25 protein-coding genes and 2 pseudogenes are annotated in these 26,618 nt (G+C 63.5%); 15 read left to right on the top strand and 12 right to left on the bottom strand.

From position 1 onward, the window contains the following. Window positions 1-218: 218 nt before the first annotated feature. A complete protein-coding gene (locus AB4Y34_RS20200; protein ID WP_368716994.1) occupies window positions 219-1,499 on the bottom strand; it encodes an MFS transporter in 1,281 nt (426 codons plus the stop codon). Window positions 1,500-1,594: 95 nt separating this feature from the next. Here AB4Y34_RS20200 and AB4Y34_RS20195 point away from each other — a divergent pair, with 95 nt between their 5' ends. Both AB4Y34_RS20195 and AB4Y34_RS20190 read left to right on the top strand, forming a co-directional pair. Then, window positions 1,595-2,587, top strand: coding sequence for a LysR family transcriptional regulator (locus tag AB4Y34_RS20195; RefSeq protein ID WP_176380523.1), 993 nt, complete (start codon window positions 1,595-1,597; stop codon window positions 2,585-2,587). A 43-nt stretch (window positions 2,588-2,630) separates the two neighbouring features. After that, window positions 2,631-2,831: a DUF2905 domain-containing protein gene (locus AB4Y34_RS20190; protein ID WP_176122749.1), complete on the top strand. Its 201-nt coding sequence runs from the start codon at window positions 2,631-2,633 to the stop codon at window positions 2,829-2,831. 11 nt (window positions 2,832-2,842) lie between these two features. Here the strand turns inward: AB4Y34_RS20190 and AB4Y34_RS20185 are convergent, their stop codons facing one another. Together AB4Y34_RS20185 and AB4Y34_RS20180 are read right to left on the bottom strand one after the other, a co-directional pair. Then, entirely contained in the window at window positions 2,843-3,970 is a 1,128-nt protein-coding gene (locus AB4Y34_RS20185; protein ID WP_176111716.1) for an aldo/keto reductase, read from the bottom strand. 79 nt (window positions 3,971-4,049) lie between these two features. Beyond that, complete coding sequence (locus tag AB4Y34_RS20180; protein ID WP_368716993.1) at window positions 4,050-4,976, bottom strand: LysR family transcriptional regulator; 927 nt, start codon at window positions 4,974-4,976, stop codon at window positions 4,050-4,052. A 106-nt stretch (window positions 4,977-5,082) separates the two neighbouring features. Here AB4Y34_RS20180 and AB4Y34_RS20175 point away from each other — a divergent pair, with 106 nt between their 5' ends. From AB4Y34_RS20175 to AB4Y34_RS20155, 5 genes are all read left to right on the top strand, one after another. Beyond that, entirely contained in the window at window positions 5,083-5,817 is a 735-nt protein-coding gene (locus AB4Y34_RS20175; protein WP_368716992.1) for an SDR family NAD(P)-dependent oxidoreductase, read from the top strand. 13 nt (window positions 5,818-5,830) lie between these two features. Then, window positions 5,831-6,598 (top strand): SDR family NAD(P)-dependent oxidoreductase, encoded by a 768-nt coding sequence (locus AB4Y34_RS20170; RefSeq protein WP_368717082.1) that lies wholly within the window; start codon window positions 5,831-5,833, stop codon window positions 6,596-6,598. A 27-nt stretch (window positions 6,599-6,625) separates the two neighbouring features. Then, window positions 6,626-7,222, top strand: coding sequence for an NADPH-dependent F420 reductase (locus tag AB4Y34_RS20165; RefSeq protein WP_368716991.1), 597 nt, complete (start codon window positions 6,626-6,628; stop codon window positions 7,220-7,222). Window positions 7,223-7,383: 161 nt separating this feature from the next. After that, the gene (locus AB4Y34_RS20160; RefSeq protein WP_368717081.1) at window positions 7,384-8,193 is read left to right on the top strand and encodes an AraC family transcriptional regulator; all 810 of its coding nucleotides are present in this window, start codon (window positions 7,384-7,386) and stop codon (window positions 8,191-8,193) included. A gap of 182 nt (window positions 8,194-8,375) precedes the next feature. Beyond that, window positions 8,376-8,987: a LysE family translocator gene (locus tag AB4Y34_RS20155; protein WP_368716990.1), complete on the top strand. Its 612-nt coding sequence runs from the start codon at window positions 8,376-8,378 to the stop codon at window positions 8,985-8,987. Window positions 8,988-9,119: 132 nt separating this feature from the next. On the opposite strand, the gene AB4Y34_RS20150 is transcribed toward AB4Y34_RS20155, so the two are convergent. After that, window positions 9,120-10,637, bottom strand: coding sequence for an MmgE/PrpD family protein (locus AB4Y34_RS20150; protein WP_368716989.1), 1,518 nt, complete (start codon window positions 10,635-10,637; stop codon window positions 9,120-9,122). A gap of 448 nt (window positions 10,638-11,085) precedes the next feature. Here AB4Y34_RS20150 and AB4Y34_RS20145 point away from each other — a divergent pair, with 448 nt between their 5' ends. From AB4Y34_RS20145 to AB4Y34_RS20110, 8 genes and pseudogenes are all read left to right on the top strand, one after another. Continuing rightward, complete coding sequence (locus tag AB4Y34_RS20145; protein ID WP_368716988.1) at window positions 11,086-11,631, top strand: carbohydrate ABC transporter permease; 546 nt, start codon at window positions 11,086-11,088, stop codon at window positions 11,629-11,631. A 2-nt stretch (window positions 11,632-11,633) separates the two neighbouring features. Then, window positions 11,634-11,942 carry a hypothetical protein gene (locus AB4Y34_RS20140; RefSeq protein WP_255208870.1) on the top strand — a complete coding sequence of 103 codons (309 nt, stop codon included), beginning with the start codon at window positions 11,634-11,636 and terminating at the stop codon, window positions 11,940-11,942. Further along, window positions 11,933-12,352: pseudogene (locus AB4Y34_RS20135) on the top strand (ABC transporter ATP-binding protein); the annotation flags it as partial. The gene AB4Y34_RS20140 and the pseudogene AB4Y34_RS20135, both read left to right, overlap by 10 nt. A 105-nt stretch (window positions 12,353-12,457) precedes the next feature. After that, window positions 12,458-12,811 (top strand): DUF1428 domain-containing protein, encoded by a 354-nt coding sequence (locus AB4Y34_RS20130; protein ID WP_368716987.1) that lies wholly within the window; start codon window positions 12,458-12,460, stop codon window positions 12,809-12,811. 197 nt (window positions 12,812-13,008) lie between these two features. After that, window positions 13,009-15,303 carry a 5-methyltetrahydropteroyltriglutamate--homocysteine S-methyltransferase gene (gene metE, locus AB4Y34_RS20125; RefSeq protein WP_368716986.1) on the top strand — a complete coding sequence of 765 codons (2,295 nt, stop codon included), beginning with the start codon at window positions 13,009-13,011 and terminating at the stop codon, window positions 15,301-15,303. Between the two features lie 369 nt (window positions 15,304-15,672). Then, on the top strand, window positions 15,673-15,795 hold the full coding sequence (locus AB4Y34_RS20120; protein WP_013094087.1) for a hypothetical protein: 123 nt from the start codon (window positions 15,673-15,675) through the stop codon (window positions 15,793-15,795). 99 nt (window positions 15,796-15,894) lie between these two features. Continuing rightward, complete coding sequence (locus tag AB4Y34_RS20115) at window positions 15,895-16,479, top strand: recombinase family protein (protein ID WP_309240673.1); 585 nt, start codon at window positions 15,895-15,897, stop codon at window positions 16,477-16,479. Window positions 16,480-16,733: 254 nt separating this feature from the next. Next, the gene (locus AB4Y34_RS20110) at window positions 16,734-17,000 is read left to right on the top strand and encodes a hypothetical protein (protein ID WP_368716985.1); all 267 of its coding nucleotides are present in this window, start codon (window positions 16,734-16,736) and stop codon (window positions 16,998-17,000) included. A 104-nt stretch (window positions 17,001-17,104) separates the two neighbouring features. Here the strand turns inward: AB4Y34_RS20110 and AB4Y34_RS20105 are convergent, their stop codons facing one another. The 8 genes and pseudogenes from AB4Y34_RS20105 to AB4Y34_RS20070 form a co-directional block, all read right to left on the bottom strand. Next, window positions 17,105-18,100 (bottom strand): UDP-glucuronic acid decarboxylase family protein, encoded by a 996-nt coding sequence (locus AB4Y34_RS20105; protein ID WP_176123652.1) that lies wholly within the window; start codon window positions 18,098-18,100, stop codon window positions 17,105-17,107. Window positions 18,101-18,151: 51 nt separating this feature from the next. Further along, the gene (locus AB4Y34_RS20100; protein ID WP_368716984.1) at window positions 18,152-19,108 is read right to left on the bottom strand and encodes a glycosyltransferase family 4 protein; all 957 of its coding nucleotides are present in this window, start codon (window positions 19,106-19,108) and stop codon (window positions 18,152-18,154) included. Then, complete coding sequence (locus tag AB4Y34_RS20095; RefSeq protein WP_368716983.1) at window positions 19,098-20,237, bottom strand: glycosyltransferase family 9 protein; 1,140 nt, start codon at window positions 20,235-20,237, stop codon at window positions 19,098-19,100. The genes AB4Y34_RS20100 and AB4Y34_RS20095 overlap by 11 nt, the downstream gene beginning before the upstream one ends. Then, on the bottom strand, window positions 20,234-21,322 hold the full coding sequence (locus tag AB4Y34_RS20090; protein ID WP_368716982.1) for a glycosyltransferase family 2 protein: 1,089 nt from the start codon (window positions 21,320-21,322) through the stop codon (window positions 20,234-20,236). The genes AB4Y34_RS20095 and AB4Y34_RS20090 overlap by 4 nt, the downstream gene beginning before the upstream one ends. Next, window positions 21,319-23,064: a carbamoyltransferase gene (locus tag AB4Y34_RS20085; protein ID WP_368716981.1), complete on the bottom strand. Its 1,746-nt coding sequence runs from the start codon at window positions 23,062-23,064 to the stop codon at window positions 21,319-21,321. Before AB4Y34_RS20085 ends, AB4Y34_RS20090 begins: the two co-directional genes overlap by 4 nt. Before the next feature lie 22 nt (window positions 23,065-23,086). Continuing rightward, window positions 23,087-24,328 (bottom strand): lipopolysaccharide heptosyltransferase II, encoded by a 1,242-nt coding sequence (waaF, locus tag AB4Y34_RS20080; protein ID WP_368716980.1) that lies wholly within the window; start codon window positions 24,326-24,328, stop codon window positions 23,087-23,089. Next, a pseudogene (locus AB4Y34_RS20075) lies at window positions 24,325-24,927 on the bottom strand (D-glycero-alpha-D-manno-heptose-1,7-bisphosphate 7-phosphatase). Before AB4Y34_RS20075 ends, waaF begins: the two are co-directional and overlap by 4 nt. 123 nt (window positions 24,928-25,050) lie before the next feature. Further along, entirely contained in the window at window positions 25,051-26,358 is a 1,308-nt protein-coding gene (locus tag AB4Y34_RS20070; protein WP_368716979.1) for a glycosyltransferase family 4 protein, read from the bottom strand. Window positions 26,359-26,618 lie beyond the last annotated feature (260 nt).

Genomic DNA, 26,618 nt, shown 5'->3' with positions numbered 1-26,618 from the left:
ATGTCTGCGAACGTCCGAAGATGGGCAACTGAGCCGGTGATCAGCAGCTTGTCTCCAATGCCTTTTTCGCTTAACGAAAGACTGACCGAGCGTGCGGTCACTCTGCAATAGCTCGCGCCGCTTCGGTAGTGGATTCGCATGCGCCTAACCCTTGGCAGTAGGTTGCCTTGAACGCATTGTTCGCGCCGGGCCGCGCGCGCTCAACTGCGTTGCAGGCCTCAGGTTCCCACCCGGTTGGAGCGGCCCGCGACACCGTAGGCAAAGGCTGCTCCCGCGAATGCAACGCCCACGCCACAGACACCGCGCCACCCCGCGACAGCCCATCCGGCTCCCGAGAGCGCCGCTCCCAGCGCGCCGCCGACCATGAACGCCCCGACGAACAGCCCGTTCAGCCGCCCGCGCGCGGCGGGATTCATGAGATTGACGGCGCGGCGGCCAAGCGTCTGATCGATGACGACGCCTGTGTCGATCGCCGCACCGCCGATGACTAGCGCCGCGATCGCGAGCCGGGGGTGGGCCTGCGGGGCGAACCCCAGTCCGCCCGATCCCGCCACGGCGATCAGCACAAGGGCCGCGATGATCAACAGGTGCGCGAACAGAAGCGCGCTGCGACCGTGCCCGCGGTCGCCCGCCTGGCCGGCGAGCGGCGTGACGACCGCGCCGCTCGCACCCGCGAGCGCGAAAAGCGCGATCCCGTGCATGCTGAATCCGAACGGTGCCTGCGCGAGCCGTAGTCCGACCGACGCCCAGAACGCGCTAAATGCCCCCATTGCCAAAGCGGCGGAGATTGCGCGCCGCTGCAGGATGCGTTCACGCGCGAGAAGCGTCCAGAGCGATCGCAGCAAGGCAGCGTAGCGTGTGATTACCGGTGGCGCGCGGTAGGGCAGGCGCCGCATGAGCACACTCGCAAGCAACGCATTGATCAGCGCGGTCGTGCCGTAGAACGCGCGCCAGTCGGCCCAAGCCGTGATGACACTGGCGAGCGGGCGCGACAGCAGGATACCGATCATCAAGCCGCTCATCACGTTGCCCACGGCGCGGCCGCGCCGGGCCTCGGGCGCCATCGACGCGGCCATCGGCACGAGCATCTGGATCACGGTCGATGTCGCGCCAGCGAGGAATAGCGCGGCAAGGCACACCCACGCCGAACGCGCGAACATCGGCACAGCGAGGAGCAATGCGCAGCAGAACAGCGTCCGCACGATCAGGCGGCGGTTCTCGACCAGATCGACCAACGGAACGAGCAGCACGAGTCCAGTGGCGTAGCCGAGCTGCGGCAGCATCGAGACGAGGCCGCCGAGCGCATGCGGCAGATTCAGCGTGGTGGCAATCGGGCCGGTGAGCGGCTGCGCGGCGAACAGGTTGATGATGATGAGACCGACTGCGGTGGCGAAAAAAACCGTCATCGGCGTGGTGAGCTGACCGGGCTGGCGCTCGTCGGCGCGTTCGGCGTGCGGCTGGCCGACGGTACAGGATGAAAGATCTGCGGGGCGGTCCATGACGACGCTCCGGTTGAAGGACTTATGGTCTATGCTAGAAGTCGCATCGTTATGCGACAATTGAAATGTATTGATAATGATTATGCGAGATTGTTCTGAACACGCGTGATCTAGAGGCGTTCGTGGCCGTCGTCGAGTGTGGCTCGATCGTCGCTGCCGCCGAACGGCTCCATCTAACCCAGCCCGGCCTGACGCGCCGCATCCAGAGCCTCGAAAGCACACTGGCTCTCGCGCTGCTCGACCGTCAGGAGAAGCCCCTCAAGCCGACCGCCGCCGGGCGGGAGGTCTACCTGCTTGCGCGTAACGTGCTCGGCGCCGTCGACGAACTGCTGGCCGTCGCGTCCCCAGACAGCGAGCCGGAAGGCGAACTGCGCATCGGCGTGCCGCCGTTCCTCTCCGACCTCGCGCTCGAACAGCCGCTCGACCGCTTGCGCGGAACCTACGCCAAGCTGACGCTGCGTGTTACGGCGGGCTGGTCACCGCGTCTGCTGCAATCGGTCGAACTGGCGCAGGTAGACGCCGCTGTCGTGTTGATGCCCGGTGATATCGCGCTGCCCGAGGCGTTGGTCAGTACGCGGCTCGCTTTCATGCCGACTGCCGTCGTCGCGGCGCGTTCGCTTGGGCTGCCGAAAGCGCCCGTCACGCTGGAATACCTCGCGCAGCATCCGTGGGTGCTCAACCAGGACGGCTGCGGCATGCGCTCGGCGCTGTCGCGCGCGCTCGCGCGGGCGGGGTTGCCGTTCAACATCGCCGTCGAGGCGTTCGGCTCCGACTTGCAGCTATCGCTTGTCGCGCGCCAACTCGGAATCGGGATCGTCTCGCCGGAAGTGCTTGCGCGCAGCCCCTTTCGCGACGTGTTGCAGGTGATTGATGTCACGGATTTCGAATCAGGCGTCGAGGTCTGGCTCGTTCACCACCCGCTACCGGGACGGCTCGTGCGGCCGATCGCACTCTTGCGCGATTCGCTGGCCGAGGTGCTGCGTGCCCACGGGATGGCTGCGGCGGATTCCTTTGAGCGCGTCGATGACGTGGCTATCAGCAGGCAACCCAAGAAAAATGGACGCGGTAGCTGGAGCCATTCTCGATAGGGGACCTCGACACGATTTGTTTTTTCGTGAGTGACCGAGCACCATGAACCGCTTCCTCATTCTTTTGGGCGTGCTGTGCCTGCTTGCCGGCCTCGGATGGCGCTGGTTCGTGCGTATCCCGTTCGGCCGGCTGCCTGGCGACATCCATATCGTTCGCGGCGGTATCAATTTCCATTTCCCGATCGTCACGTGCATCGTGATTTCGGTCGTGGTGTCAGTGCTCTTGTGGTTGTTGCGACGGTAAGTGTGTGCTGCTCACTTCCCGGTGGGCTGCGGCGCGGGTACTCGCTGAAAGTCGGCATGATTCGGCGGTTGTGCGGCCACATCGACCTGTCCATGAATGCGTGCCTGATGACCATCCGCGAACATGTAGTACGGGAACGGGTGGGGCGGCTCCGAAGCCGCGTCGAGCCTGGCAATCAACTCGGGCGCCAGCACGAAGTCGAGTGCACCGAGCGATTGTTCGAGTTGCGCGGCCTTCGTCGCGCCGACGACGATGCTCGCAACCCCCCGTTTCTGATACAGCCAGTTCAGGGCGACCTGGGCCATCGGCCGATTCGCAGCGTGCGCGACTGCCTCCAGCTCGGCGACGATCGAAAAGTTGCGCGCAGATAGCTTGTCGAATCCGGGCGGCGGCGCGGTACCTAGCGTCTGCAGGCGACCACTGCCCGTTACAGCGGCCTGGTTTTGGGCGTCTTGCGACGGACGGTATTTGCCCGACAGCACGCCCATGCCAAGCGGGCTCCACGCCACGAGCCCCATGCCGAGGTGTGTAGCAAGGTCCGCGAACTCGTGTTCCGCGTTGCGTTCTATCATCGAGTATTCCAACTGCATTGCAGCGACTGGTTCGAAACCGCGCCAGTCCGCGAGCGTCTGCGCCCGACCCGCATACCACGCTGGCACGTCAGAGAGGCCGACGTAACGGATCTTGCCAGCGCTGACGGCGTCGTCCATCGCGCGCATCACTTCGTCGGCGGGCGTCATGCGGTCCCACGTGTGCAGGTAATAGAGATCGATGTAGTCTGTGCCGAGCCGCCTGAGCGAGCCTTCGAGCGCCCGAAGCAGGTTCTTCCGGTGGTTGCCGCCCGCGTTCGGGTTGCCGGGCTGCGCGTTGTACGAGTATTTCGTCGCGATCACGAGTCGCTCGCGCATCGCGCGCGCCGCTGTGAAGCGGCCGACCCATTGCTCGCTCGTGCCTTCCGTGTAAAGGTCAGCCGTGTCAATGAAGTTGCCGCCTGCGTCGACGTATAGATCGAAGAGCCGCTGCGCCGTTGCTTCGTCGGCGCCCCAGCCCCATTCGGTGCCGAACGTCATCGTGCCGAGCGACATCGGGCTCACGCGCAGGCCGGAACGACCGAGCAGGGTATAGCGATCGAGCGACATAATTGTTTCCTCCGGGGCCAGGTAAGCGACGCATTATTGTGCGCCCGTTTCTTGTGTCGCTGTCGACAGCGGCCGCGCGTTACGCTGGCCTCGGTCTTCCCACCGTTTGCGAAGGATCACGATTGCCGAGAAGTTCGACCAGCCGTGCCTCGCATTCGGAAAACGAGTAGCCGCGCCGCTGCGAGATCATGAACGTGAGGGGGCGCATGTGCCATGCGCGCCGTTGGAGTTCGACAAGTGTCCCCTTCAAGAGGTCTTCCTCGACCAGATGGCGCGGCATGTGCCCCCAGCACAAGCTTCCTCTGAGCAGATCGTGCTTCGCGCCGAGGTCATTCACCCGCCACTGGCGTTCACTGGCGACCCCCTGTTGGGTCTTTTCCGCATCGGGCTGATTGTCGGTTACGACGAGCTGGATGTGCCGGCCAAATTCCTCCCGCCGGATTGGCCCCGCGATTGAGGCCAGCGGATGGGATGGCCCACAGACGGTCACCATTTGCGCGTCACATAGATGCTGCCTTTCTATGGTGCCGGGGCTCAGCTCTGGCACGTCCGTGATCGTCACCGCCAACGCGCACATGCCTTCGCGAACCAAACGCTCGCCGTCCTGCATGGTCGTCATGCGCAGATTGATTGCAACCGTTGGAAAGTCTGCCTGCAAGGTGCGCAGGCATTCGATCAGGTGCGCACGTGGAAAGTAGCTATCCACGGCAACCGAGACCTGTGGGACCCCAGCTTCAGCAATGGCAACCGCACGCATCTTCATTTCCTCGGTGCGCGAGATCACACCGCGAGCATCAGGCAGGAGGCTGCGGCCAGCAGCCGTCAGCGTCGCTTTGCGAGTGTTGCGCTCGAACAGCGCCACATCGAAGGCGCTCTCGAGAGCGCTGATCGCGTGACTGATCGCCGACTGTGCACGCCTCAGCTCCCGTGCAGCCCCGGAAAAGCTTCCCTGATCACACACGGCGACGAAGGCCCGAAGTTGATTGATCGTGACGTTGTCGAGCATAGCTATCTGAAAACTAGATGGGAAATATGCATATTTAGTCAATTGGCTTCATGAATCAAGAGCCGCAGAATCCTGTTTGTCGCTTTCGTTTCGAAGGATTCGTGACATGAACAGACTGAAGGGAAAGACCGCCGTGATCACCGGCGGCGCTACCGGTATCGGCCGCGCTGCGGCTCAGCGCTTCATCGAGGAGGGCGCGTTCGTCTTCGTCTTCGGCCGCCGGCAGGAAGCGCTCGACGCCGCTGTGATCGCCCTCGGGTCCAATGCACGCGCGGTGAAGGGCTCGGTCACCGATCTGGCCGACCTCGATCGGCTCTACGCGGCGGTGAAGGCCGAGCGCGGAACCCTGGACATCGTCTTCGCAAATGCGGGGACGGGAAGCCCGCTTCCGCTCGGACAGATCACCGGCCAGCACATTGACGACACGTTCGACACCAATGTGAAGGGGACGATCTTCACGGTCCAGAAGGCGCTGCCGCTGATGAGCTCAGGCGGTTCGATCATCCTGACCGGATCGAGCGCTGGCACCACAGGAGCCCCGGGGTTCACGGCCTACAGCGCGAGCAAGGCAGCGGTGCGCAATCTTGCCCGGAGTTGGGCGGAAGACCTGAAGGGCACTGGCATCCGGATAAACGTGCTGTCGCCCGGGGCGACGGCGACCGAACTAGCGAAGGAGGCGCTAGGCGAAGAGGGCCAGAAGGCCTACGGAGGGATGACGCCGCTCCAGCGTATGGCCGATCCGGTGGAGATCGGGGCGGTCGCCGCCTTTCTTGCGTCGTCGGACAGCAGCTTCATGACCGCCAGCGAGGTCGCCGTTGACGGCGGCTTGGCACAACTCTGAGGAGAAAAATCAGATGACACGATCTCTAAAGGGCAAAACAGCTCTCGTTACCGGGGCATCACGAGGCATTGGCCGCGCCATCGCCGAACGTCTTGCAAAGGATGGTGCGACAGTCGCGCTAACCTACAACGCCAGCAAATCCAGCGCGGACGAGGCGATCGCGGCCATCGAGAAAGCGCAAGGCAGCGCGTTCGCGATCCATGCGGATCTCGTTGATCCGGCGAGCGTGCCGGCCTTGTTCGAGAGACTCGACGACGAGTTCATCAAGCGCAACGGAAGCAAGGCCCTCGACATTCTGGTCAACAACGCTGGCAATTCCGGCTGGGTTGGCTTCAAGGACGCGACGCCGGAGAGTTGGGACACCCTGATGGCGGTCTACGCCCGCGCGCCGTTCTTCATAATTCAGGCCGCTCTCGATCGACTCGCCGATGGTGGACGCATCATCAACATTTCTTCCGCAGCCGCCACGAAGCCCGTGACGGCTGCGCCCGTGTACTCGATGGCGAAAGCGGCGATCAACACCCTGACCCATACGCTCGCAATCGAGCTCGGGCCGCGTGGCATCACAGCGAACGCCGTAGCGCCGGGCTTCACGCGAACGGATGCGAACGCCGATTTTCGGGCGAATCCCGAACTCGTCAAGGCGGTCGAGGCCCAAATCGCGCTGGGCCGTTTTGGCGAGCCTTCAGAAATCGCGGCCGTCGTGGCGTTCCTCGCCTCCGATGAAGGCCATTGGGTGACCGGCCAAACGATTGAAGCGAGCGGCGGCTACAAGCTCTGAGCCCGCCGGGAAACGATGGAGAAACATATGAGTTACGCAATCATTGGCTTCGGCAAGATCGGCCACGCACTTGCCAGGGCGTTCGCCGGCAACGGCATCGAAGTATCCGTTGCAACCACGCGAGACCCGGCAAGCTTTGCTTCCGATGCAGCAGCGATCGGACATACGATCATTCCCCAAACCCTGGCGGAAGCCGTCAAGGCGGACATCATCTTTTTGGCTGTTCGTTTCGAGTCATACGCGGAGGTCGCGAAGGCGCTGCCCAACTGGAAGGGAAAGCTCATCGTCGACGTGATGAACACGTTCTCCCCGCCCGAGGAACTCGACGGTCTCCCGTCGTCAGCTTTCGTCGCGAACGCGTTCACCGGAGCCAGGCTGGTGAAAGGCTTCAATCATCTGGCTGCGGCCGTCCTCGGCCAGGACCCGGCCGTGCAGGGTGGCAGGAGAGTCGTGTTCCTCGCGAGCGATGATGACGGCGCCGCAGCGGAAATTGGTGCGCTTGCGGAGAAACTCGGTTTTGCGCCAATCCAACTTGGCGGGCTTTCGGAGGGTGGACTGCTTGTGCACGCACGCGGAAATAACTGGGGACGACTGATCTTCAAGGACTTGATCACGTTCGACTGATGACCAACGGTTTCCGAATATTTTGCTGAATCGAGTGGCCGATTGCCGGAGCCATGATGGCCATTGACATGGTCCCTATCCAGGCAGTTGGATACATGATATGACATGACTCGCACTGGCAACGTGGGTGGGTGCGACGAGACCCGGAGGTCATGAGCGAAATGAAACGCACCAAATTTAGGCTGTTGCTCTGCCAAAGAAGCGGTATCGAAGCTGTGGAAGCGGACACCACGCTCGTCTTTGGCCGCCACACCCATGAGCAGTTTGGTGTGGGTCTGATCGAGCGCGGCGCACAGAAATCGACGAGCGGCCGTGGTCTTGTCGAAGCCAGTGCGGGTGACGTAATCACTGTCAACCCCGGTGAAGTGCATGACGGGGCACCGATCGGCGACGGCGGGCGCTCATGGCGAATGCTGTATCTCGACCCCGCGATCGTTGCCGAGCTGGCCGCGGACATTACGGAAGGCCGCAAAGGAGCGACTTGCGAGTTCAGCCAACCAAAAGTCAGTGACCGACGACTCGCAGCGCAATTCGGCCAGCTATTTCGCGCAATGACTGGCAAGATTGCAGACCCGCACGGACTCAGGGCAGACGAGACCTTGCTGCTTGTGCTAGCTAGCTTGCTCCAGCCCGCATCCGCCACACATCGGTGCATTCCAGCCGGAATCGCTTCGGCCCGCGCTCTGATCGATGACGATCCCCCAGGGATGGTGACGCTCACGGCACTCGCAGACGAAGCCGGGCTGAGCCGCTATCAGTTCCTGCGCGCTTTCGCGAAAGCGACCGGCCTCACGCCCCACGCCTACATCCTGCAGCGCCGCATTCATCACGCACGTCAGTTGATCCGTCATGGCGCGCGGCTCGCCGAAGCTGCCGCGCAGAGCGGTTTCTCCGATCAGAGCCATATGACGCGGCTGTTCGTCCGTAGTTTTGGCATGACACCGGGGGCGTACGCCACCGGAGCCGGCTGACCGCCTACGCCTGCAATTTTGTTCAAGACCGTCGGACCGCCGACGCCGAGAATCGAGGCTCAATCTCTTTCCCCGGCGCGAGGCACGATCTTGCTATTTTTCCTTTTCCCCTGTTTTCGCCGCGATATTCCAACGCGCGTCGCATGTGTGCTCTGGTTTTGCGCATCCACGACGGAGAGGCCATGAGCATCGAATTTCTGGTCACGTCGCTGATCGTCGTAGCTTCGCCCGGAACCGGCGCACTCGTCACAGTGGGCGCTGGTTTGTCTCGTGGAGCGCGTGCAGCAATCGTCGCAGCATTGGGCTGTACGTTCGGCATCCTGCCGCACATGGTGGCGGCGATCACTGGTCTGGCAGCGCTCCTGCATGCGAGCGCTGTCGCGTTCTCAGCGATCAAATATGCGGGCGTCGCCTACCTGCTCTTCATTGCATGGGAAACACTCGAGGAAAAAGGACCGATGAAGATCACGTTCGACAGCCCCGCCCGCACCGACCGGGATGTGATCTTGCACGCGATCCTCGTGAATATTCTCAACCCTAAACTCTCGATCTTCTTCTTAGCGTTCCTGCCGCAATTCATCGATCGCGGCGAAAACCAGCCTGCGCTTCGCATGCTGGAACTATCGCTCGTCTTCATGGCGATGACGTTCGTCGTTTTCATGGCATACGGCGTCTTCGCGGCGAGGGTCCGTGACCGCATTCTTTCGCGCCCCGATGTTCTCAAGTGGATGCGCCGGAGCTTTGCGGCCGCGTTCGTCGGAGTCGGGGTCAAGCTAGCCTTGGTGCAGCGGTAGGCCTCCTATCCCGGCACGGCGTGGACGTTCGGATGCCCGGTATTGGCATGTATTCCGTTCGACGATGAGGAAGACGCGATTCCTTAGGGGCGGATTAGTAAATCCGCCCATATAATTCCTGCAGGATCGCGGCTACAAGGCCATTGCTGTGGTCAAGGTGTTGGCCTTTGGCAGGGTATCCAGTTGTTGAATGTCGGCCATCAACGCTTGGGCTTGCGCACTACTCATTCCCGCCTTTTTCGTGCAATCGAGAAATTTTTGACGGAACTCGACGGGCGACATTGGATTCTTGGGTTCGCCTTTGGCAAATGCCACCGTTTTGGTAAACGTCCGGCCATCTTTCAGAGAAACGTCAAGGCGTGTAGCACCGGGTCCGCCACCCGGACGTGCCAGGCTTTTGTCTTCCGCCGTGTTAATGCGTTTGACCATTGCCAGCAGATCAGGGCGCCGGATCGCTGCCGTAGTGAAATGTTCGAATCCGACCTTATGGTCCACCAGTGCGCACGCCACAACCCAAGGATTGCTGAATTGCGCATCCACGACAGATGTTAGGTTCTGCTTTTTGCCAAGCGGAAAATCGAGAAGCAGATATTCGCCCGGGCCATTGTAGATGGTGATGCTTTCCACATCGGGAGCTTCAATTTTGTTCTCTGCAAACATAGTCAGCGCTGCATCCACCGCCGTATGACTACCGCGGCACGACGGCCATGGTTTGAACGAGACCTCGGTCGCGGCAAAAGTACTTCCTAGTCCGTCAAAGAGGAAATCGCGCGAATACTTGTTACCGTGAAACTGATAATAAAAGCCACGGCGACCTTCCAGAATATTTTTGGCTCCTTGGACGCCCCGCTGAGATAGACGCGCAGCCATTACGCCGGCATAGGAAGCGAAGCCAGCGCCCATACGCTTCGTCAATGCACCGTCCAGATGTGCCTGGGAATTACCCGAAGCTTGATGAAATGCAATACCCAGTGCGGATACCAACTGATCACGCGTCAACCCCATCAGCTTACCTGCGACAAAAGTTGAAGCGAAATATCCATAAAGGCTAGTGTTGTGCCAGCCCACAATGAACGCATCGACGCCAGGCTGTGCCGAATTGGCCAATCGACAGGCAAGGTCCACGCCCAAAGCCGTAGCCGTAATTAGATCCCTGCCGCTGACATTGCCGAGCATATCGGTTACGGCTAAGGCGGCCGGAATCGTGATGACCGAGGGGTGCATGAAAGACCGCTCATAGGTATCGTCATAGTCGAGAGCGTCAGCCATGATTGCATTGACGCGAGCAGCATCCTGGGCGGGAACCTGAATGCTGGTACCCCAGATTGCGGCTTCGCGCTTACCGGCCATATCGATGGTGAACTCGCGTATCTCTTTGGCTCCTGGCTCATTGGTGCCCCCTAGCGCCGCGCCCACTGTGTCCAGAATCTGATTCTTGGTTATGGCAATCACCGCGCTCGGCAGGTTGTCATAGGTGGTCTGCAAACAATAGTCTGCAAGGGCAACGATGTCATCCGGACCAGCGGGGCTCTGCGCTGGAGGCTTCTGTGCCACCGTCGCATCCGCGTAGGCGGACGCAGGAGTCAGCATCAATCCGCCGACCGATGCAATTGAGGTCTGGATAAATGATCTGCGATTTAGTTTGGTCATTTTGTTTTCTGAAACGGGGCCGGTGAACAGTGCCTCCGCCTCTCGATCATTACGGACGATAAACGCAAATCCACTACCGTGTGTTCAGGCCCAACATAGCAGCGGCGCGGGTGCGACCAGCAGCGTCACGCCTTCATTTTAGTATGTGCATTTAGACGGCTGTTTCGTATACATGGATGTTATGCAATGTAATGCGATGTTGCACCTGCGGGCCAATGACGGAAATAGGTAAATCCCCGACCTTGGGCAAGAATCGCGAACGTGTCAGGCGGACGGAAGCGCAGTTCGACGATTTGTACTTGAACAAGTTTCACGGTGACATCGCGGTCTGACAGCGCAAAGCGTCCGGCGACCGATCCGGCCGCGTTTGTTATCTGAGCCGCATGAAGCGGTCTGCGACGGTTGGCCGAGGCCCGGGCGCAATTGCGGACCAGCGCTTCGGCGATGCGTGCCTGGATGTCTCACTCGATGGCCCATTGTCGCTGCGCTGATCTGGAAGATCCTCTATTCGCCGGATATCAGCCCACTGCATCGTGTGCTGGAGTCGGCCGGTTATCCGGTGAGTTCGTTGATCGCGAATCCGTCTACCGCGCTGTGGGCAGTCGCCGCCGCCGACACGTGGCAATGGTTCCCGTTCACGATGCTAATGGTGCTGGCCACATTGCAGACCATTCCCGACGATCCGCTCGAAGCGGCGAGCCTCGATGGCGCGGGGCGCTGGCAATTGTTTCGCTATATCGTGCTGCTGCCATACCTGCGTCCGGTGCTGGTGGTCTGCGGATTGTTCCGGCTCATCGACAGCTTCAAGGCGTACCCATTGATCTACGTGTTGACCCACGGCGGTCCCGGCACCGTAACGGAAGTCACCAACTACTACAGCTTCATCGAGGCGTTCAAATTTCTCTTACTGGGGCTACGGGAGCGCGCTCGCGACGGTCGTCCTCGTCGGTGTCTTTCTGCTGAGCTGGCTGATCGGCAAACTCGGATGGAATAGCCATGCCGCAAACTGGTACTTCGATCAATCGCGATCTGCCCGGCGCACCTGGACCGAGCAAAGACGGACACACGGCACCAGTCGGCCGCCGCCGCAAGGGCACGCGGATGTATCGGCTGGGCGCGGCGTTGCAACGCCATGCACGCGAGGTGGTAGTCGTTGCGCTACTTGTGGTGCTGCTGTTTCCGTTTCTGTGGCTCGTGCAACTGGCGTTGCGTCCCGCTGACACGATCTTCGACGACGGCCTGCTCTTCAAGCCGACGCTCGATGCCTTCAGAGGTCTCCTTCATAGCAGCTTGGTATTGTCGTAGCGTTTGTGAACGTTGCGGACGAGGCCATTCGCGGCATCGATTTCGAAATCGCCGAAGGAGAATTCGTGGCGCTCGTCGGTCCGTCGCGCTGTGGGAAATCTACCTTGCTGCGGATGATCGCTGGGCTGGAGTCGGTCACAGAAGGCGACATCATGCTGGGCGATCAATCGATCAACGAGTTCGCGCCGAAAGATCGCAACATCGCGATGGTGTTCCAGAATTACGCGCTTTATGCGCAAATGACTGTCGCGCAGAATCTTGCGTTTTCTCTGCAATTGAAAGGCGCGTCCAAGGCAGAGATGGCGGCACGCGTGAACGACGTCGCGCAGAGCCTTGGACTGACCCCGCTGCTTGAACGCCTGCCGCGCCAGTTATCGGGTGGACAAAGACCGCGCGTCGCGATGGGCCGACTATTGTCGATTTCTTGACTCCCCGCTCGTCGTACGTATGGGCGGTCGTGTTGCGATGCGCTGCGGACCGCACCTATAGTCCGTATGGGAAAAAGGAGTTTCCGAATGACTTACGTCGATGGATTTGTTGTCCCCGTGCCTACAGCCAACCGCGAAGTTTACAGACAGTTCGCCGAAAGAGCGGCGGCCGTCTTCAAGGAGCACGGCGCGTTGAAGGTGGTCGAATGCTGGGGAGACGACGTGCCGGAAGGCAAGGTGACGTCGTTTCCAATGGCGGTCAAGCGCAAGGATGATGAGACAGTGGTGTTCTCCTGGGTTGTCTGGCCGTCGCGCCAGTCGCGAGACGAAGGAATGAAAGCGGTAATGGCCGACCCGCGGCTGCAACCAGATAAAGATCCAATGCCTTTTGACGGCCAGCGGCTCATTTATGGCGGTTTCGAAACGATTGTCGACGCGTGATGGCAAAAAAACATGGCGTCGGTTCGCGTTGAGACGCTAACCGACGCCGTTACCCGATCCGAGCGCCCCGACAACTTGAATGAACAAAACTAATGGATAAATGAAATAATGCCATTTTTCGTCATGGAACGAAGCCCCTATCATGGCTGCCAATCCTTACATCGTTCCTTGCATTTTTTCATCGGAAGGCAGCCTCCATGGTCACGACACATAATCTCGGCTTCCCGCGCATCGGCGCAAAACGCGAACTGAAGTTCGGCCTCGAACGCTACTGGAAGGGCGAATCGTCGCGCGAGGAACTGAAGGCGCTAGGCGCGCAACTACGCGCGCGTCACTGGGATGACCAGAGCGAGCTCGATCTCGCACCGGTCGGCGATTTCGCGTTCTACGACCAGGTGCTGGACATGAGCTTCACCCTCGGCAATCTGCCGGCACGCGTGCAGGGCTTTCATGGCGACAGGCTCGACAACTACTTCCGCGTCGCGCGCGGCCGTTCGGCGCAGAGTGCCGAAGAGCACGCCGCCTGCTGCGGCGGCGTCGCGGCCGGCGAAATGACGAAGTGGTTCGATACCAACTACCACTACATCGTCCCCGAATTCACCGCCGATACGACGTTCAACCTCGACACGTCCAGCTTCCTCGAACAGCTGCGTGAAGCGCGCGAGCAGGGCGTCAAGGCGAAGCCGGTGATCATTGGCCCGATCACGTATCTATGGCTGGGCAAGGCGAAGGACGACTCCGACAAACTCGCGCTGTTGGCTCGCATCATGCCCGTCTATCGCGCGCTGCTCGACTATTTCAAGGTGATGGATGTCGAGTGGGTGCAGATCGACGAGCCGGTGCTCGTCACCGAACTCGATCCGGCATGGCGCGACGCGTTCGTGACCGCGTATCAAGGCTTCGAGGAACGCGGCGTCAAGCTGCTGCTCGCTACCTACTTCGGCCAGCTGAAAGAGAACCTCGAACTTGCGTGCGGCTTGCCCGTCGACGGTCTGCATATCGACGCAATCAACGCACGCGAAGAAATCGCGTTGGCCGCGCGTCAACTGCCCGCGCACAGCGTGCTGTCGGTCGGCGCGATCAATGGCCGCAACATCTGGAAGACCGACCTGAACGCCGCGCTCGAATGGCTCGCGCCGCTCGCGCGCCAACTTGGCGAGCGCTTGTGGCTTGCGCCGTCGTGCTCGCTGCTGCACGTGCCGGTCGATCTCGCGAGCGAAGAGAAGCTCGACGCGGAAATCCGCTCCTGGCTCGCGTTCGCGCTGCAAAAACTCGACGAACTAAAGGTGCTCGCCACCGCACTGAACGGTGGCCGCGATAAGGTCGCCAATGAACTCGCCGCCAATGCCGCCGCGGTTGCCGCGCGCCGTGAGTCGCCGCGCGTGAACAACCCGGCGGTGAAGGCCGCGCTCGCGCGCATCGACGCCAATCTCGGCAATCGCCAGCACGCCTATGCCGAGCGCGCGGCGAAGCAGGCCGCGCTGCTCGAACTACCCGCATACCCGACCACGACGATCGGCTCGTTCCCGCAAACGGTGGAAATCCGCCACGCTCGTAGCCAGTTCAGGAGCGGCGCGCTCGATCAGGCAGGCTATCGGGACGCGATGCGGCGGGAAATCGAGCGCAGCGTGCGCGAACAGGAAGCGCTCGGTCTCGACGTGCTCGTGCATGGCGAAGCCGAACGCAACGACATGGTCGAATACTTCGGCGAGCAACTCGACGGCTACGCGTTCAGCCAGTTCGGCTGGGTGCAGTCGTACGGTTCGCGCTGCGTGAAGCCGCCCATCCTGTTCGGCGACATCAGCCGTCCGCGCGCAATGACGGTCGAATGGATCAGCTACGCGCAGTCGCTGACGAACAAGCCGATGAAGGGCATGCTGACCGGCCCCGTGACGATTCTGAACTGGTCGTTCGTGCGCGACGACCAGCCGCGTTCGGTGTCGTGCTACCAGCTCGCGCTGGCGATTCGCGAAGAAGTGCTCGACCTGGAAAAGGCCGGTGTACGCGTCGTGCAGATCGACGAAGCCGCGCTGCGCGAGGGCTTGCCGCTGCGCCGCGCGCAATGGGGTGAGTATCTGCGCTGGGCGGTCGAGTCGTTCCGGATCACCGCGAACGGCGTGCGCGACGAAACGCAGATCCACACGCATATGTGCTATTCCGAGTTCAACGACATCATCGCGTCGATCGCCGGCATGGATGCGGACGTCATCACGATCGAGACCTCGCGCTCGGACATGGAGCTGCTCGCCGCGTTCGACGACTTCAACTACCCGAACGAGATCGGCCCGGGCGTCTACGACATTCACTCGCCGAACATCCCCACGCAGCAGCACATCGTGCAATTGATGCAAAAGGCGGCGGAACGCATTCCAGCACAGCGTCTATGGGTGAACCCGGACTGTGGCCTGAAGACACGCCAGTGGGCTGAAGTGATTCCGGCGCTGACGAACATGGTTGCCGCCGCGAAGACGCTGCGCAGCCAGGTTCAGTAAAGGGCGAGCGAGCCGTCGCTTTCCTCGCAGCGGGCTGGATCTGGATCGCCTCGTGCGCCCAGCTTTGAGCAGGGCGCTACATTCCTTTGCGCCAGGCAGATTGCTTGCCCACCATATTCCGCGGGCCACTGCCCACACACAATCACCGTTCAATCGCGCCAATAAGCGCGCCAACCGTGTTGGACGCTCAACGTGATTGATACACTTTCAAAATTCCTCCTCCGGGTCGCTTGCGTCGACAGGCACCTGCATGCCCGCGCCGAACGGTCTCACGCGGCGGCGGCGCAGCGACCGGGAACGCTGATTGCGAGTTAGTCACGATGGCCGTGGTTAGCCATGGTCACCCGCAATCTCACATAGGAGAACCTCATGACCTCCGACAAGAATTCGAATCGCCAGCCGTCGAACCCGGCGCAACCCGGCCGAGACAGCGGACAGCAGCAACAGAACCAGACTCCTCCGACGCATCAGGGCGGCCAGCGGCAGCCCTGAGCGCGATGAGCGACGACCTGTGCAAGCGTCGTCGCTCGAACTAACGGGATTCCGGGTGCAATAGCGCCGCGAATGGCGGATCGCGACTACGAAGGCGACGTGGAAAAACTACATATCTATCTATTCGGCGCGCACGATGCGGTTCGCCACGAGCAGGCGCTGATCCGGCTCGACAAGGCGGGCTACATGGTCACGCTCGCGCGGCTCGTGGTCGAGGATCTGCCGACCTACACACAGGGGCGCGAACGCCCCGAACTGCAGAGTCTGATCCGGCGCCTCGCGCCGCGAGATACGCTCGTCGTGCTCGAGCTGGCCGCGCTCGGCTGCAATGCACGCGACATTCTCGCCACCGTTATGCAGTGCCGGAAGGCCGGCGTGGCGCTGCGTTGCGTCGAGGTCGGCCATACCGATCTGGCCGGACGTCCCGAGCCTTCGGCGGTGAAGGCGCTGCGCGCGCTGGTGCGGCTCGATGCCGCGTGCCGCAGCCTGCGGAGCCGCGATAGTCTCGCGGCCGTTCGCGCGAGCGGCAAACACACGGGCAGGCCGCCGTCGCTGTCCGAGCAACAGCGCCAACGCGTGCTGCAATCCCTCGGCAGAGGACAGTCGGTCAGCGAAGTCGCGCGACGCTTCGGCACTTCGCGCCAGACCGTGATGCGGATTCGCGCGGACACGCCAGCCATGTAGAAAATACCTGCCGGTTTCTTTCGTATAGTTCTTACCGCATCGCCGTTCGGGCATCCCGCCTGGCGCGTTTCGCACAACCGATTGCTGGAAAGCGCCACATTGCCTTGGCACGCGCGCACAAGCTGCCTGTCCGTAACACATCAGTTACGGACAGAGGCATATGCTTTGCTTTGAAAGTTCACACGTCTAACCTCAACCTACACACCACATTATCAAACCTTGCGATCCGAACCCGAGGCGCGGCGCGATGCCGTATGAAAGCCATGAACGTGAAACGTCTGACTGTTTATGCAAGCCCGGGATCACTCCGAGTCGTCGCAGTCTGGAAGAGCCTGATCGAACACCATGCGCACGTGTGCGGCTGGTCCGCGCACGTGAACACCGCGGGCGGACGCGAGTCGCTGAGCGTCGATCTGGTCGATTGCCCGGCCGAACGCCTCGCGATCATCTCGGCCGCGTTGAGCGCGGGACCGATGACGGTGCTGATGAGCGACGCGGAGTCCACCCTCCGTTCCTCATGAACCCAATGCCATAGCCCGCAGGCCCTTCGCGGCATGGCTTTTGAGCGGCCTCCGTGGCACTGCTCCCCGAGCGACCTTCGCGGTCGCTTCTTTTTTAATGCGCGTCACGAGACTCGTTCCCCCACCTGCTGCGGCGGCATCGGCCGACTCGCCTCGATGCGCGCGCGGAAATAATGCGCGGTGCGCAGCAGCCCTTCATCGAGCGACATGCCGGGCTGCCAGCCGAGCAGTTTGATGGCCAGCGAGATGTCCGGCTGCCGGTGCCACGGGTCGTCGGCCGGCAGCGGCTGCGTTTCGAGCGGCGAAGCGGAGCCGGTCACCGCGACGATGCGCTGCGCGATCTCGCGCATCGACACTTCGTGCGGATTGCCGAGGTTGACCGGGCCGCCCGGATCGTCGGCGCTGTTCATCAGCAGGATGAAGGCATCGATCATATCGTCGACATAGCAGAACGAACGCGTCTGCGTGCCGTCGCCATAGACGGTCAGCGGTTCGCCGCGCAGCGCCTGCATCATGAAGTTCGACACCACGCGGCCGTCGGACGGATGCATGCGCGGGCCGTAGGTGTTGAAGATGCGCGCGATGCGGATCGACAGACCATGCTGGCGGCGATAGTCCATGAATAGCGTTTCCGCGCAGCGCTTGCCTTCGTCGTAGCACGAGCGCGGACCGATCGGATTCACGTGACCCCAATAGTTTTCCTTCTGCGGATGCACGAGCGCGTCGCCATACACTTCGCTCGTCGACGCCTGGAAAATCCGCGCTTTCACGCGCTTGGCCAGCCCGAGCATATTGATCGCGCCATGCACGCTGGTCTTCGTGGTCTGCACCGGATCGTACTGGTAGTGAATCGGCGACGCGGGGCACGCGAGATTATAGATTTCATCGACTTCCACATACAGCGGGAACGTCACGTCGTGACGCATCAGCTCGAAGTTCGCACAATCGAGCAGATGCGCGATGTTGTCCTTCGTGCCGGTGTAGAAGTTGTCGACGCACAGCACGTCGTGCCCCTGCGCGACGAGCCGTTCGCACAGATGCGAGCCGAGAAAGCCGGCGCCGCCGGTGACCAGAATGCGCTTGCGGGTGAGTTCTTTCATGGTGCGTGATCCTGTGGTTGGAGCGCATGGGCGTTGAAAAGCGGCGTGGCGTCACGCGGTGACGTGCAGCAGCGCGTCGTGCCAGTCCTGCGCGAAACGGTCGATATGAAAGCGCTCCAGCGCCGTGCGCCGCGCGCCTTCGCCGAGCCGCCGCGCTTCGTCCGGATCGCGCAGCAGCCCGAGCATCGCGTCGACGAGCGCATCGACGTCGGTATGCACGAAGCCGTTTTCGCCGTTACGGATCACTGTCGCGAGCTCGGTGGTCGCGAGACCGACGATCGGCATGCCGATCGTCATCGCCTCGACGATCGCGAGGCCGAGGCTGGTCCAGCGGATCGGATTGAAAAAGAAGCGGTAGCGCGCGCTGAACGTGGCCAGATCGAGATTGCCGATTTCGCCGATACCGTCGAGCCGCTGCGCGTCCATGCCCACGAGATCGAGCGGCACGCGCGTGCGCGTTTCGCTGAAGATGTCCGCGCCGAGCCGCCGGCCGCGCTGCGCGAGATGATTGACTACCACGATGCCGCGCTGCAGTTCGCCGCTGTAACGCACGCCGTCGGGTACCACGACGCCGTGTTCGATCACCCGTGTAGGCGTGACGCCGCAGTCCCACATCAGCCGGTTGAAGTGCGTGACGTGCACCAGCAGCGTGCCGGGATCGTCGACCCAATGCCATTGCTCGAACGCGTTTTCCTGCGGTGGATCGTGCTCGACGTAGACGCGCGGCAGAAGTCGCTGCGCGGCGCTCAGCACGTGCTCGCGGTCGTATTCCCAGTGCGTGCGATGCTGGTACAGCACCACGTCGAACTCGTGATTGGCGACGTCGTCGATCGCGATCTCGTGCACGTTATCGCCCCACGGCAAGACGCCGACCTTGCCGGCGTAACCGGGCGGATGACCCGGTTTCGTCACCAGATAGAAATCGTGCGGCGTCTGGCTCAAGTAGTACATGTAGTTGCCGTGCACGTGCCAGGTCAACACACGCAGTCGGCGGCAATTACGCAGCATGGTGCAGATCCTCGAAAAACAGTGAAACGGTTCCCTCATGCAGGCTACCGGGCGCGCCAGCTTGCGCGCCCGGTGCGCGCGCAAGCTGCTCGCGGGCGGTCTCGACCACCTCATCGACGCCGATGTTCAGCGCGCATGGATGGCCATACGGGCAGTCGCGGAACATGCACGGCCGGCACGCCGGATAGTCGGCCAGCACGCGATGCCGCGCATGATCGAGCGGCGCCCAGCGCCGCGTGTCGCTGCCGCACGCGATCACGACCGACGCAGTCGCCATCGCCGCGGCGATGTGCGAGATGCCGGTGTCGTTGCAAACCACGAGCCGCGCATGCGCCGTCAGCGCCGCGAGCCCGCCGAGCGACGTTGCACCGGCCAGATGCAGCGCGGGCGCGCTCATCGCGCCGAGCACCGCGCAGGTCAGCGGCGCCTCGGCGGCCGTGCCGGTGATCGCGATCTGCCAGCCGTCGGCTGCGAGGTGGTCGGCGACGGCGGCGAAGCGCTCGGCGGGCCAGCGGCGCGACGGCAATTGCGAGCCGGGGTGAATCAGCACGAGCCGCTCGTCTTCGATGCCGTGATACGCGCGCAGCGCGGCAAACTCATCGAGGTCGGGCCCGGTGAGCGGAAATGTCAGGCGCCGGTCGTGTACCGGCGCACCGAGTGCGCTCATCAACGCGAGATAGCGCTCTGGCTCGGGCAGCGCATCCGGCCAATCGATGAAGCAGCCTTCGCGCGTGGTCTCATCGGGCTGCACGAAGCCGGCATCGGCACGCGCGCCGAGTCGATGCAGCAGATCGTTCGCGACGCCGCCGCTGCCGTGCAGCTGGATCGCCAGATCGAAATGCCGGTCGCGCATGCGCGCGAAGAACGCGGGCAAGCCATCGTCCGTTTCGGGCTGCTCCGGAAAACCGACGGCGCCCGGAAACACGATCAGCTCGTCGACGAGCGCCGCATAGCGCTCGACGAACGCGCGCGCCCACGGCAGTCCGATCAGCGCGATATGCGCAGCGGGGGCGGCGGCGCGCAGCGCGCGCAGCGCGGGCACCGCGCACAGCATGTCGCCGAGCTGCAGCGCGCGAAACACGACGATACGGCGCGGCGCGAGCGCCGCCAGCAGCGAGGGTACGGTCATGGAAAGAACACCTTGAAACGGATGGCGCCATAGAGCCGCCAGTAGATCGACAGGAACGGAATCAGAATGGACGTCCAGATCATTTCGGCGACGTGGCGCCAGCCGTGATTGCGCCCGCGCAGCCGGCGCGCGCAGAAATAGCCGGTCAACCAGCACCACGCGATCACACCCGCGCCCGCGAGAATCGGCAGATCCGCGAACCCACCGCCGATCGCGAGCAACGCCGCAGCGAGAATCGCGTAATACAGCAGCGGCGGCCGCGAGCCGATGCGCGTTCGAAACAGTTCGGGATGCTTGCGGTAAAGCAGCGCATCGAATTGGCTCTTTTTCTGCTGCGCGATGCTGACGCCCCAACGCGCGGGCCGCACCGGATGCACGACCACCGCGTCGCGGGCGTGCACGATCTGGCCGCCGGCGGTAAGCAGCGTGAACTGCAGGTCCGAATCCTCGCGCCACGCCGACGTGAAACGTTCGTCGAAGCCGCCGGTCGCGACGAGCGCCGCGCGCGTCACGAACACGTTCGCGGTCGCGAACTCGGCGCTCGCGAGGCCGCTCGCGTCCGCTTCGTAATCCGTCGGCAGCTCGGGTAGCTCGGGCAGCGGCACGACGATCCTGCCGGCGGCCGCCGTGGCGCCGGAAGCGAGCGCCGCGACGCCGGCCGTCAGCCAGTGCGGATCGGGCAGCGTGTCGTCGTCGGTGAAGGCGATCAGCGACGCGCGCGCATACTGCCAGCCCGCGTTGCGCGCGCCGGCCGGACCCTGGGTGCGCGTGACCGGCAGGTAGTGCACCTCCAATCCGCGCGGCGCCTGCTCGCGCGCGAACCGTTCGACGCAGGCGCGCGTGGCGTCGTCTGGACCGTCGTCGCAGACCACGATCTCGTAGCGATGCGGCGCGAACTGCTGCGCGCACAGCGCGTCGAGGCAGTTCGCGAGCATCTGGGGACGGCGATAGGTGGGCACGACCACCGACACGTCGGGCCACGACGGCGTGCGCAGCGTGCGGCCGGTTTCCTCGGCATCCTCACTGCTGTAGCGCGCGGCCACGCCGCCATGCAGTGGCGCCGGACACATGACCGACGCGTTCATACGCGGCTCCCCGCCTTATCGACGAGGAACGGGCCGATCACGAGCGCGTCGAGCGGCGAAGTCCAGAACGACTCGACCGCGTCGCGCGGCGAATTCACCATCGGCTCGCCGCGCGTGTTGAACGACGTATTGACGAGAATCGGCACGCCAGTGCGCTGCTTGAACGCGGCCAGCAGGTCGTAGTACAGCGGGTGCTGCGCGCGGTTGATGGTCTGCACGCGCGCTGTGCCGTCCACATGCCGCACGGCCGGAATCCGCGCGGCCTTGTCGGCGCGCACGTCGAAGATGAACAGCATGAACGGCGCAGTTTGGCCGTTCACGAACCATTCGTTTGCTTCCTCTTCGATCACGACCGGCGCGACCGGGCGGAAGTCTTCGCGATCCTTGATCTCGTTGAGCTTCGCCTGCATGTGCGGATCGATCGGCGACGCGAGGATCGAGCGCGCTCCGAGCGCGCGCGGCCCGAATTCGGTGCGGCCCTGATACCAGCCGATCACCTTGCCTTGCGCGAGCAGATCGGCGCTCTCACCGGCGATATCGTCGAGGCGCCGGTACGGCACTTTCGACCAGCGCAGGAACTGCTCGATTTCCGCTTCGCTGAATTCCGGCCCGAGGTACGCGTGGTCCATTTTCCAGCGACGCTTGCGGTCGCCGCGCGCCGCGCGCTCGCGATAGTCGGTCCACAGCGCCGCGCCGAGCGCGGTGCCGGCGTCGCCGGCCGCCGGCTGCACCCACACTTCGCTGAACGGCCCCGCGTCGCGCACCTTCGAGTTCATCACGCAGTTCAGCGCGACGCCGCCCGCCATGCACAGCCGGCTCAAACCGGTCTGCCGATGCAGCCAGTGCGCGAGTTCCAGCACGGTCTCCTCGAGCACGCGCTGCAACGAATTGGCGATATCGAAGTGGCGTTGCCCGAGTGGACCGCCGCGTTCGCGCGCGGGACCGAAGCGCTCGGTCAGACGCGGCGCATCGACGGTATAGCTGCCGTCCTGGCGGTACTTGACGATCTCGCGAAACACGTCGACGTAGGCCGGCTTGCCGTACGACGCGAGCGCCATCACCTTGTACTCGTCCGACGAGTGCAGGAAGCCGAGCCAGTCGGTCACCGCTTCGTACAGCAAGCCGAGCGAGTGCGGCAGCTCGACCTGTTTCAGGCGCGTGTACTCGCCGCCGACGAATTGCCCCATGCTGGTCGTCACGCCTTCGCCGCGGCCGTCCATCGTCAGCACGGCGGTGTCGTCGAACGGCGCGGCGAGAAACGCGCTCGCCTCGTGCGCGAGATGGTGCTCGACGAAGTGCCAGGCGAAGCCGTGCTCGCGATCCACGCCCTGGAACCGCTTGCGCAGATGATGCGGCGCGCCGTCGAGCAACTGGCCCTTCGCGTTCGCGATATAGCTGAGAAACAGCGGGTCCCACGGCGACGCGGACGGGTTGTCCGGACGCGTGCCGGCCGGATCGAACGGCAACTCGATCGTCGCGCCCGGCTTCTTCGGCATGCCGCCGAACAGCGCGGGGTCGTACGAGTAAGCGACGTGATCGATGTCGGCGAGCGTGATGCCGGCGGCTTTCAGGCAGTAGTCGATCGCGTCGAACGGCAGCTGCCAGGTCGAGAACGGCACCGGACGTTTCGCGTGCTTGACGTGCGTGAAGCGTTCGTCTTCGGCGGCGGCGAGCACTACGCCGTCACGCAGCAGCGCGGCCGCGCTGTCGTGATAGACCGCATTGATTCCGAGTGTGTACATGGCGTTAGCAGTGGCAGTGGGTTCAGGGGATGGTTGGCTGATCCGTCAGCGACGGCGTGCTCGTGTCATCGCTGCGGCCCGCGCGCTCGACTGCGCCACGACGCGGCGCATGCGCATGCGCGTGCCGCAATTCGAGTGCCGCGTGCACGACTTCTTCGATCGGAACACCGAGCAGGCAAGCGTGATGCCCGTGCGGACACACGCTGCGGTAGCACCAGCGGCATTCGACGTCGCGGTACAGCACGCGTTGCGGCGTTTGCCACGGCGTGTGCTGCGGGTTGGTCAGCGCGTAAAGATCGACGACCGGCGTGCCGAGCGCGGACGCGACATGCACGGGGCCGCTGTTGTTGGAGACGAGCACGCTTGCGCGTTCGAGCAGCGCGGCGAGCTCGGCGAGCGTCAGTGCACCGCTCAGGTCATATAGCTGCGCGCACACGTCTGGAGCAGCGGCGCGCATCACGGCCTCGACGAGCGCTCGCTCGCTCGCGCCGCCGGTCAACAGCACGGGCGCGCCGGTTTCGCGCGCGAGCCGTGTCGCGACTTCGCCGAAGCGCTCGGGCGGATAGCGGCGCGACGCGGCCGTCGCGCCTGGATGCAGCACGATGCACTCGTCGTGGCGGGAGATGCCGAGGGTCCTCAGTTTCGAGTCGAGCGACCGGCGCGCGGCGGGCGGCACGCGAAAACGCATGGCGGTGTCGTTCGACTGGGCGCCGACGTGACGCACCAGATCGAGCTGGCGTTGCACCTCGTGCCGCGTGCGCTGCTGCGGCTCCGGTTCGCGCAGCCAGTCGGTCAACAGCGCGTACGGATTCTCGCGGCAATGCGCGAGGCGGCGCGGAATCCCCGCGAGATAGCACAGCATCGCGGCCGGCAACGGGCTCTGGCTGTACACGGTGAAAATCACCGCCGCGTCGAAGCAGCCGCGCTTCAGCCGCTGCTGCATCCGATGATCGTCGAGCAGATCGCGCGTCACGTTCGACGCGGGCGCGACCCACGGCGCGTCGTATTCGATCACGTCGTCGACGTCGTCGAGAAACGGCGCGAGCGCGACGCCGCTGCGCGACGCGAGCAGCGTGAGATGGCGATCTCCGGCGGACTCGCGCAGCGCGTGCAGCGCGGGCGTCGTCATCAGCACGTCACCGAGATTGTCGAGGCGCACGCACAGAATCCGTTTGACGTCGTCGCCCCAGCACACCGGCTGCGACGTATCGGGCACGCGCGCATGAGCGAGCGTGGGCGGCGCCAGTGGCAGAGGTGCGTTCACCGCGGCGCCTCCTTGCGGCGTGCCGCGCTGCCCGGCGGCACGCCGTTCAACACGACGCGTTGCGCGGCCTCGTGCAGATCGGCCGCGCGCGCATTCGGCGTGCGCTGCGGGCCGGTCCGCCATTCGGTCTCGTGGCCGTTGTCGAGCAGGATCGTGCGACAGCCGGCGCGATTGCCTGCTTCGACGTCGTCGAGAATGTCGCCGACGAACCAGCTATGCGCGAGATCGAGTTCATGTTCTTTGGCGGCGCGCAGCAGCATGCCGGGCGCGGGCTTGCGGCAGTCGCAGACGATCGCGTAACGCTCGACGCTGCCCTCCGGATGATGCGGACACCAGTACGCGCCGGCGAGCGTGGCGCCGCACTCGGCGAACATCTGCCGCAGCCGGCGTTCGACCGCGAACAGCGCTTTGTCTTCGAACTTGCCAAGCGCGATGCCGGACTGATTGCTGATCTAGAACAGCGCATAAGGGTAGGCGGCGAGCAGCGCGAGCGCCTCGCGCGCGCCAGGCGCGAAGCGCATCAGCGCGGGATCGGCGTTGTAGGGCACGTCTTCGAGCAGGGTGCCGTCCTTGTCGATGAACACAGCGGGTACCGTCATGATGGTTGGTGGTATTTGCGAGCGTGGGCCGAAAGTCGGAAAAAGGCGCGCCGTAGCCGCTGGACCGGCCGCGGCGCGTTCCAAATGCGCACGCCGTGCGCGTTCGCGCGGCGTGCGCCGTCGTCAACCGAACGACGCTCCGGCCGCTGCTCGCAGCGGTAGCTGCGCCGGCTCGGAGCCGGTGTCGAGCGATGTTTTGCTCGGCGCGAGCTTTGCCGCGCGTGCATAGATTTGCGCGAGCGCTTCGCTGACGCCAAGCCAGGTAAAGCTGGTCCGCGCCCGGTCGAGGCCCGCTTCGCCCATCCGGCGCGCGAGCGCGGGGTCGCGCCGCAAGCGGTCGAGACGCGCGGCGAGCGCGTGCGGATCGCGCGGCGGCACCAGAAAGCCGGTCACGCCATCGAGGACCGAATAGCGAATGCCGCCGACATCGGCGCCGATAACCGGCGTTGCGCAGGCCATCGCCTCCACCGGCGTGATGCCGAACGGCTCGTACCAGGGCGTCGTCACGAACACGTCGGCGGCACTGTAGAAGTAGCGCAGCCGCGCGCGACCACGCCGGCCGACGAAGCTCGTCTGCTCCTCGACGCCAGATTCGCGTGCGATCCGGCGCAGGCGCGCGATCTCCGGTGTCGCGATTTCGTTGGGCGCGTCCGAATTGCCACCGACCACGTACAACCGCGCTGCCGCGTTGAAGGTGTGCTTCAGCACGCCGACGCCGCGTACCACGTTGTCGATGCCTTTGCGCTGCACGAGCCGGCCTAGCTGCAGCACGATGAAGTCGTGCGGGCTCCAGCCGAGCGCATTGCGGGCGGCTTCGCGCTCGACGGGCCGGAACTCCTCGTCATCGAAACCGCACGGCACGATACGGATGCGCGCGGGATCGGCGCGATAGTGTTCGAGCAGATCGGCCTGGTCCTGCGGACATTCGGCGACGACGACGTCCGAGCGTGCGACCAGTTCGTCTTCGATCGCGAAGCGCTCGTCGGGGAAGCCGTCGTCCGCGCCTTGATGGATGCGCCGCACGCGGCCGAGCGCATGAAAGGTCGTGACCAGCGGCACGCCGAGCGCAGCCTTTACCTTCAACGCGGCGAGGCCGGACATGAAGAAGTTCGCGTGCATCACGTCGTACGGCTGAGCTTCACGCCGAAAGAACCCGATTAGAAACGCGGCGAACTCGTCCATGAACGGCAGTAATTGTTCCTTCGGCAATTGTCGCGGCGGTCCGGCAGGCACATGAATCACGCGCACGCCGTCCATGTCGACGCGCTCGGGCAGCAGTGCGCGATCGCGGCGCGTGAACACATCGACCTGATGGCCCATTTCCACTAGTTGACGCGCGACGTTCGCGACGTAGATGTTCTGGCCGCCGCTATCGACGCCACCGGCGACAGCAAGTGGCGACGCATGTTCACTGATCAGGGCGATCTTCATTTGCACTCCTTCCCGAGTTGCGCGTTCTTCGATATTGAGGAATCGTTTCCCCGCCCCGAGCATTCGCTGTGCCATTCGGTTCTTGCGGTGCCGAGAAACGACGGCGGACGTTGGCCCGCGCGGACGAAGCGCTGTGGCGTGCCCTTTTTCGTGCCAAGGGAGAAACGCTGTGGCGTTCCCTTTTTCTACATACGATCATGTAACTTCGCACCGCTGATGGCGCGGCGGTACTAGGATGGGCGCAGCATCGCGCGCATTGA

Origin of the sequence: Paraburkholderia sp. BR10954, from assembly GCF_040965775.1 — a bacterium.
In the GTDB taxonomy this organism is placed as follows: domain Bacteria; phylum Pseudomonadota; class Gammaproteobacteria; order Burkholderiales; family Burkholderiaceae; genus Paraburkholderia; species Paraburkholderia youngii.
Note: the sequence above shows the minus strand (reverse complement) of the source record. Positions and strands in the feature narration are given on the sequence as shown.

What these genes read in the sequence shown, in the direction of transcription:
- AB4Y34_RS20200 (WP_368716994.1), bottom strand. Translation starts at nt 1,499, where the DNA reads ATGGACCGCCCCGCAGATCTTTCATCCTGTACCGTCGGCCAGCCGCAC.
- AB4Y34_RS20190 (WP_176122749.1), top strand. Translation starts at nt 2,631, where the DNA reads ATGAACCGCTTCCTCATTCTTTTGGGCGTGCTGTGCCTGCTTGCCGGC.
- AB4Y34_RS20185 (WP_176111716.1), bottom strand. Translation starts at nt 3,970, where the DNA reads ATGTCGCTCGATCGCTATACCCTGCTCGGTCGTTCCGGCCTGCGCGTG.
- AB4Y34_RS20180 (WP_368716993.1), bottom strand. Translation starts at nt 4,976, where the DNA reads ATGCTCGACAACGTCACGATCAATCAACTTCGGGCCTTCGTCGCCGTG.
- AB4Y34_RS20175 (WP_368716992.1), top strand. Translation starts at nt 5,083, where the DNA reads ATGAACAGACTGAAGGGAAAGACCGCCGTGATCACCGGCGGCGCTACC.
- AB4Y34_RS20170 (WP_368717082.1), top strand. Translation starts at nt 5,831, where the DNA reads ATGACACGATCTCTAAAGGGCAAAACAGCTCTCGTTACCGGGGCATCA.
- AB4Y34_RS20165 (WP_368716991.1), top strand. Translation starts at nt 6,626, where the DNA reads ATGAGTTACGCAATCATTGGCTTCGGCAAGATCGGCCACGCACTTGCC.
- AB4Y34_RS20160 (WP_368717081.1), top strand. Translation starts at nt 7,384, where the DNA reads ATGAAACGCACCAAATTTAGGCTGTTGCTCTGCCAAAGAAGCGGTATC.
- AB4Y34_RS20155 (WP_368716990.1), top strand. Translation starts at nt 8,376, where the DNA reads ATGAGCATCGAATTTCTGGTCACGTCGCTGATCGTCGTAGCTTCGCCC.
- AB4Y34_RS20150 (WP_368716989.1), bottom strand. Translation starts at nt 10,637, where the DNA reads ATGACCAAACTAAATCGCAGATCATTTATCCAGACCTCAATTGCATCG.
- AB4Y34_RS20140 (WP_255208870.1), top strand. Translation starts at nt 11,634, where the DNA reads ATGCCGCAAACTGGTACTTCGATCAATCGCGATCTGCCCGGCGCACCT.
- AB4Y34_RS20130 (WP_368716987.1), top strand. Translation starts at nt 12,458, where the DNA reads ATGACTTACGTCGATGGATTTGTTGTCCCCGTGCCTACAGCCAACCGC.
- metE (WP_368716986.1), top strand. Translation starts at nt 13,009, where the DNA reads ATGGTCACGACACATAATCTCGGCTTCCCGCGCATCGGCGCAAAACGC.
- AB4Y34_RS20120 (WP_013094087.1), top strand. Translation starts at nt 15,673, where the DNA reads ATGACCTCCGACAAGAATTCGAATCGCCAGCCGTCGAACCCGGCGCAA.
- AB4Y34_RS20110 (WP_368716985.1), top strand. Translation starts at nt 16,734, where the DNA reads ATGAAAGCCATGAACGTGAAACGTCTGACTGTTTATGCAAGCCCGGGA.
- AB4Y34_RS20105 (WP_176123652.1), bottom strand. Translation starts at nt 18,100, where the DNA reads ATGAAAGAACTCACCCGCAAGCGCATTCTGGTCACCGGCGGCGCCGGC.
- AB4Y34_RS20100 (WP_368716984.1), bottom strand. Translation starts at nt 19,108, where the DNA reads ATGCTGCGTAATTGCCGCCGACTGCGTGTGTTGACCTGGCACGTGCAC.
- AB4Y34_RS20095 (WP_368716983.1), bottom strand. Translation starts at nt 20,237, where the DNA reads ATGACCGTACCCTCGCTGCTGGCGGCGCTCGCGCCGCGCCGTATCGTC.
- AB4Y34_RS20090 (WP_368716982.1), bottom strand. Translation starts at nt 21,322, where the DNA reads ATGAACGCGTCGGTCATGTGTCCGGCGCCACTGCATGGCGGCGTGGCC.
- AB4Y34_RS20085 (WP_368716981.1), bottom strand. Translation starts at nt 23,064, where the DNA reads ATGTACACACTCGGAATCAATGCGGTCTATCACGACAGCGCGGCCGCG.
- AB4Y34_RS20070 (WP_368716979.1), bottom strand. Translation starts at nt 26,358, where the DNA reads ATGAAGATCGCCCTGATCAGTGAACATGCGTCGCCACTTGCTGTCGCC.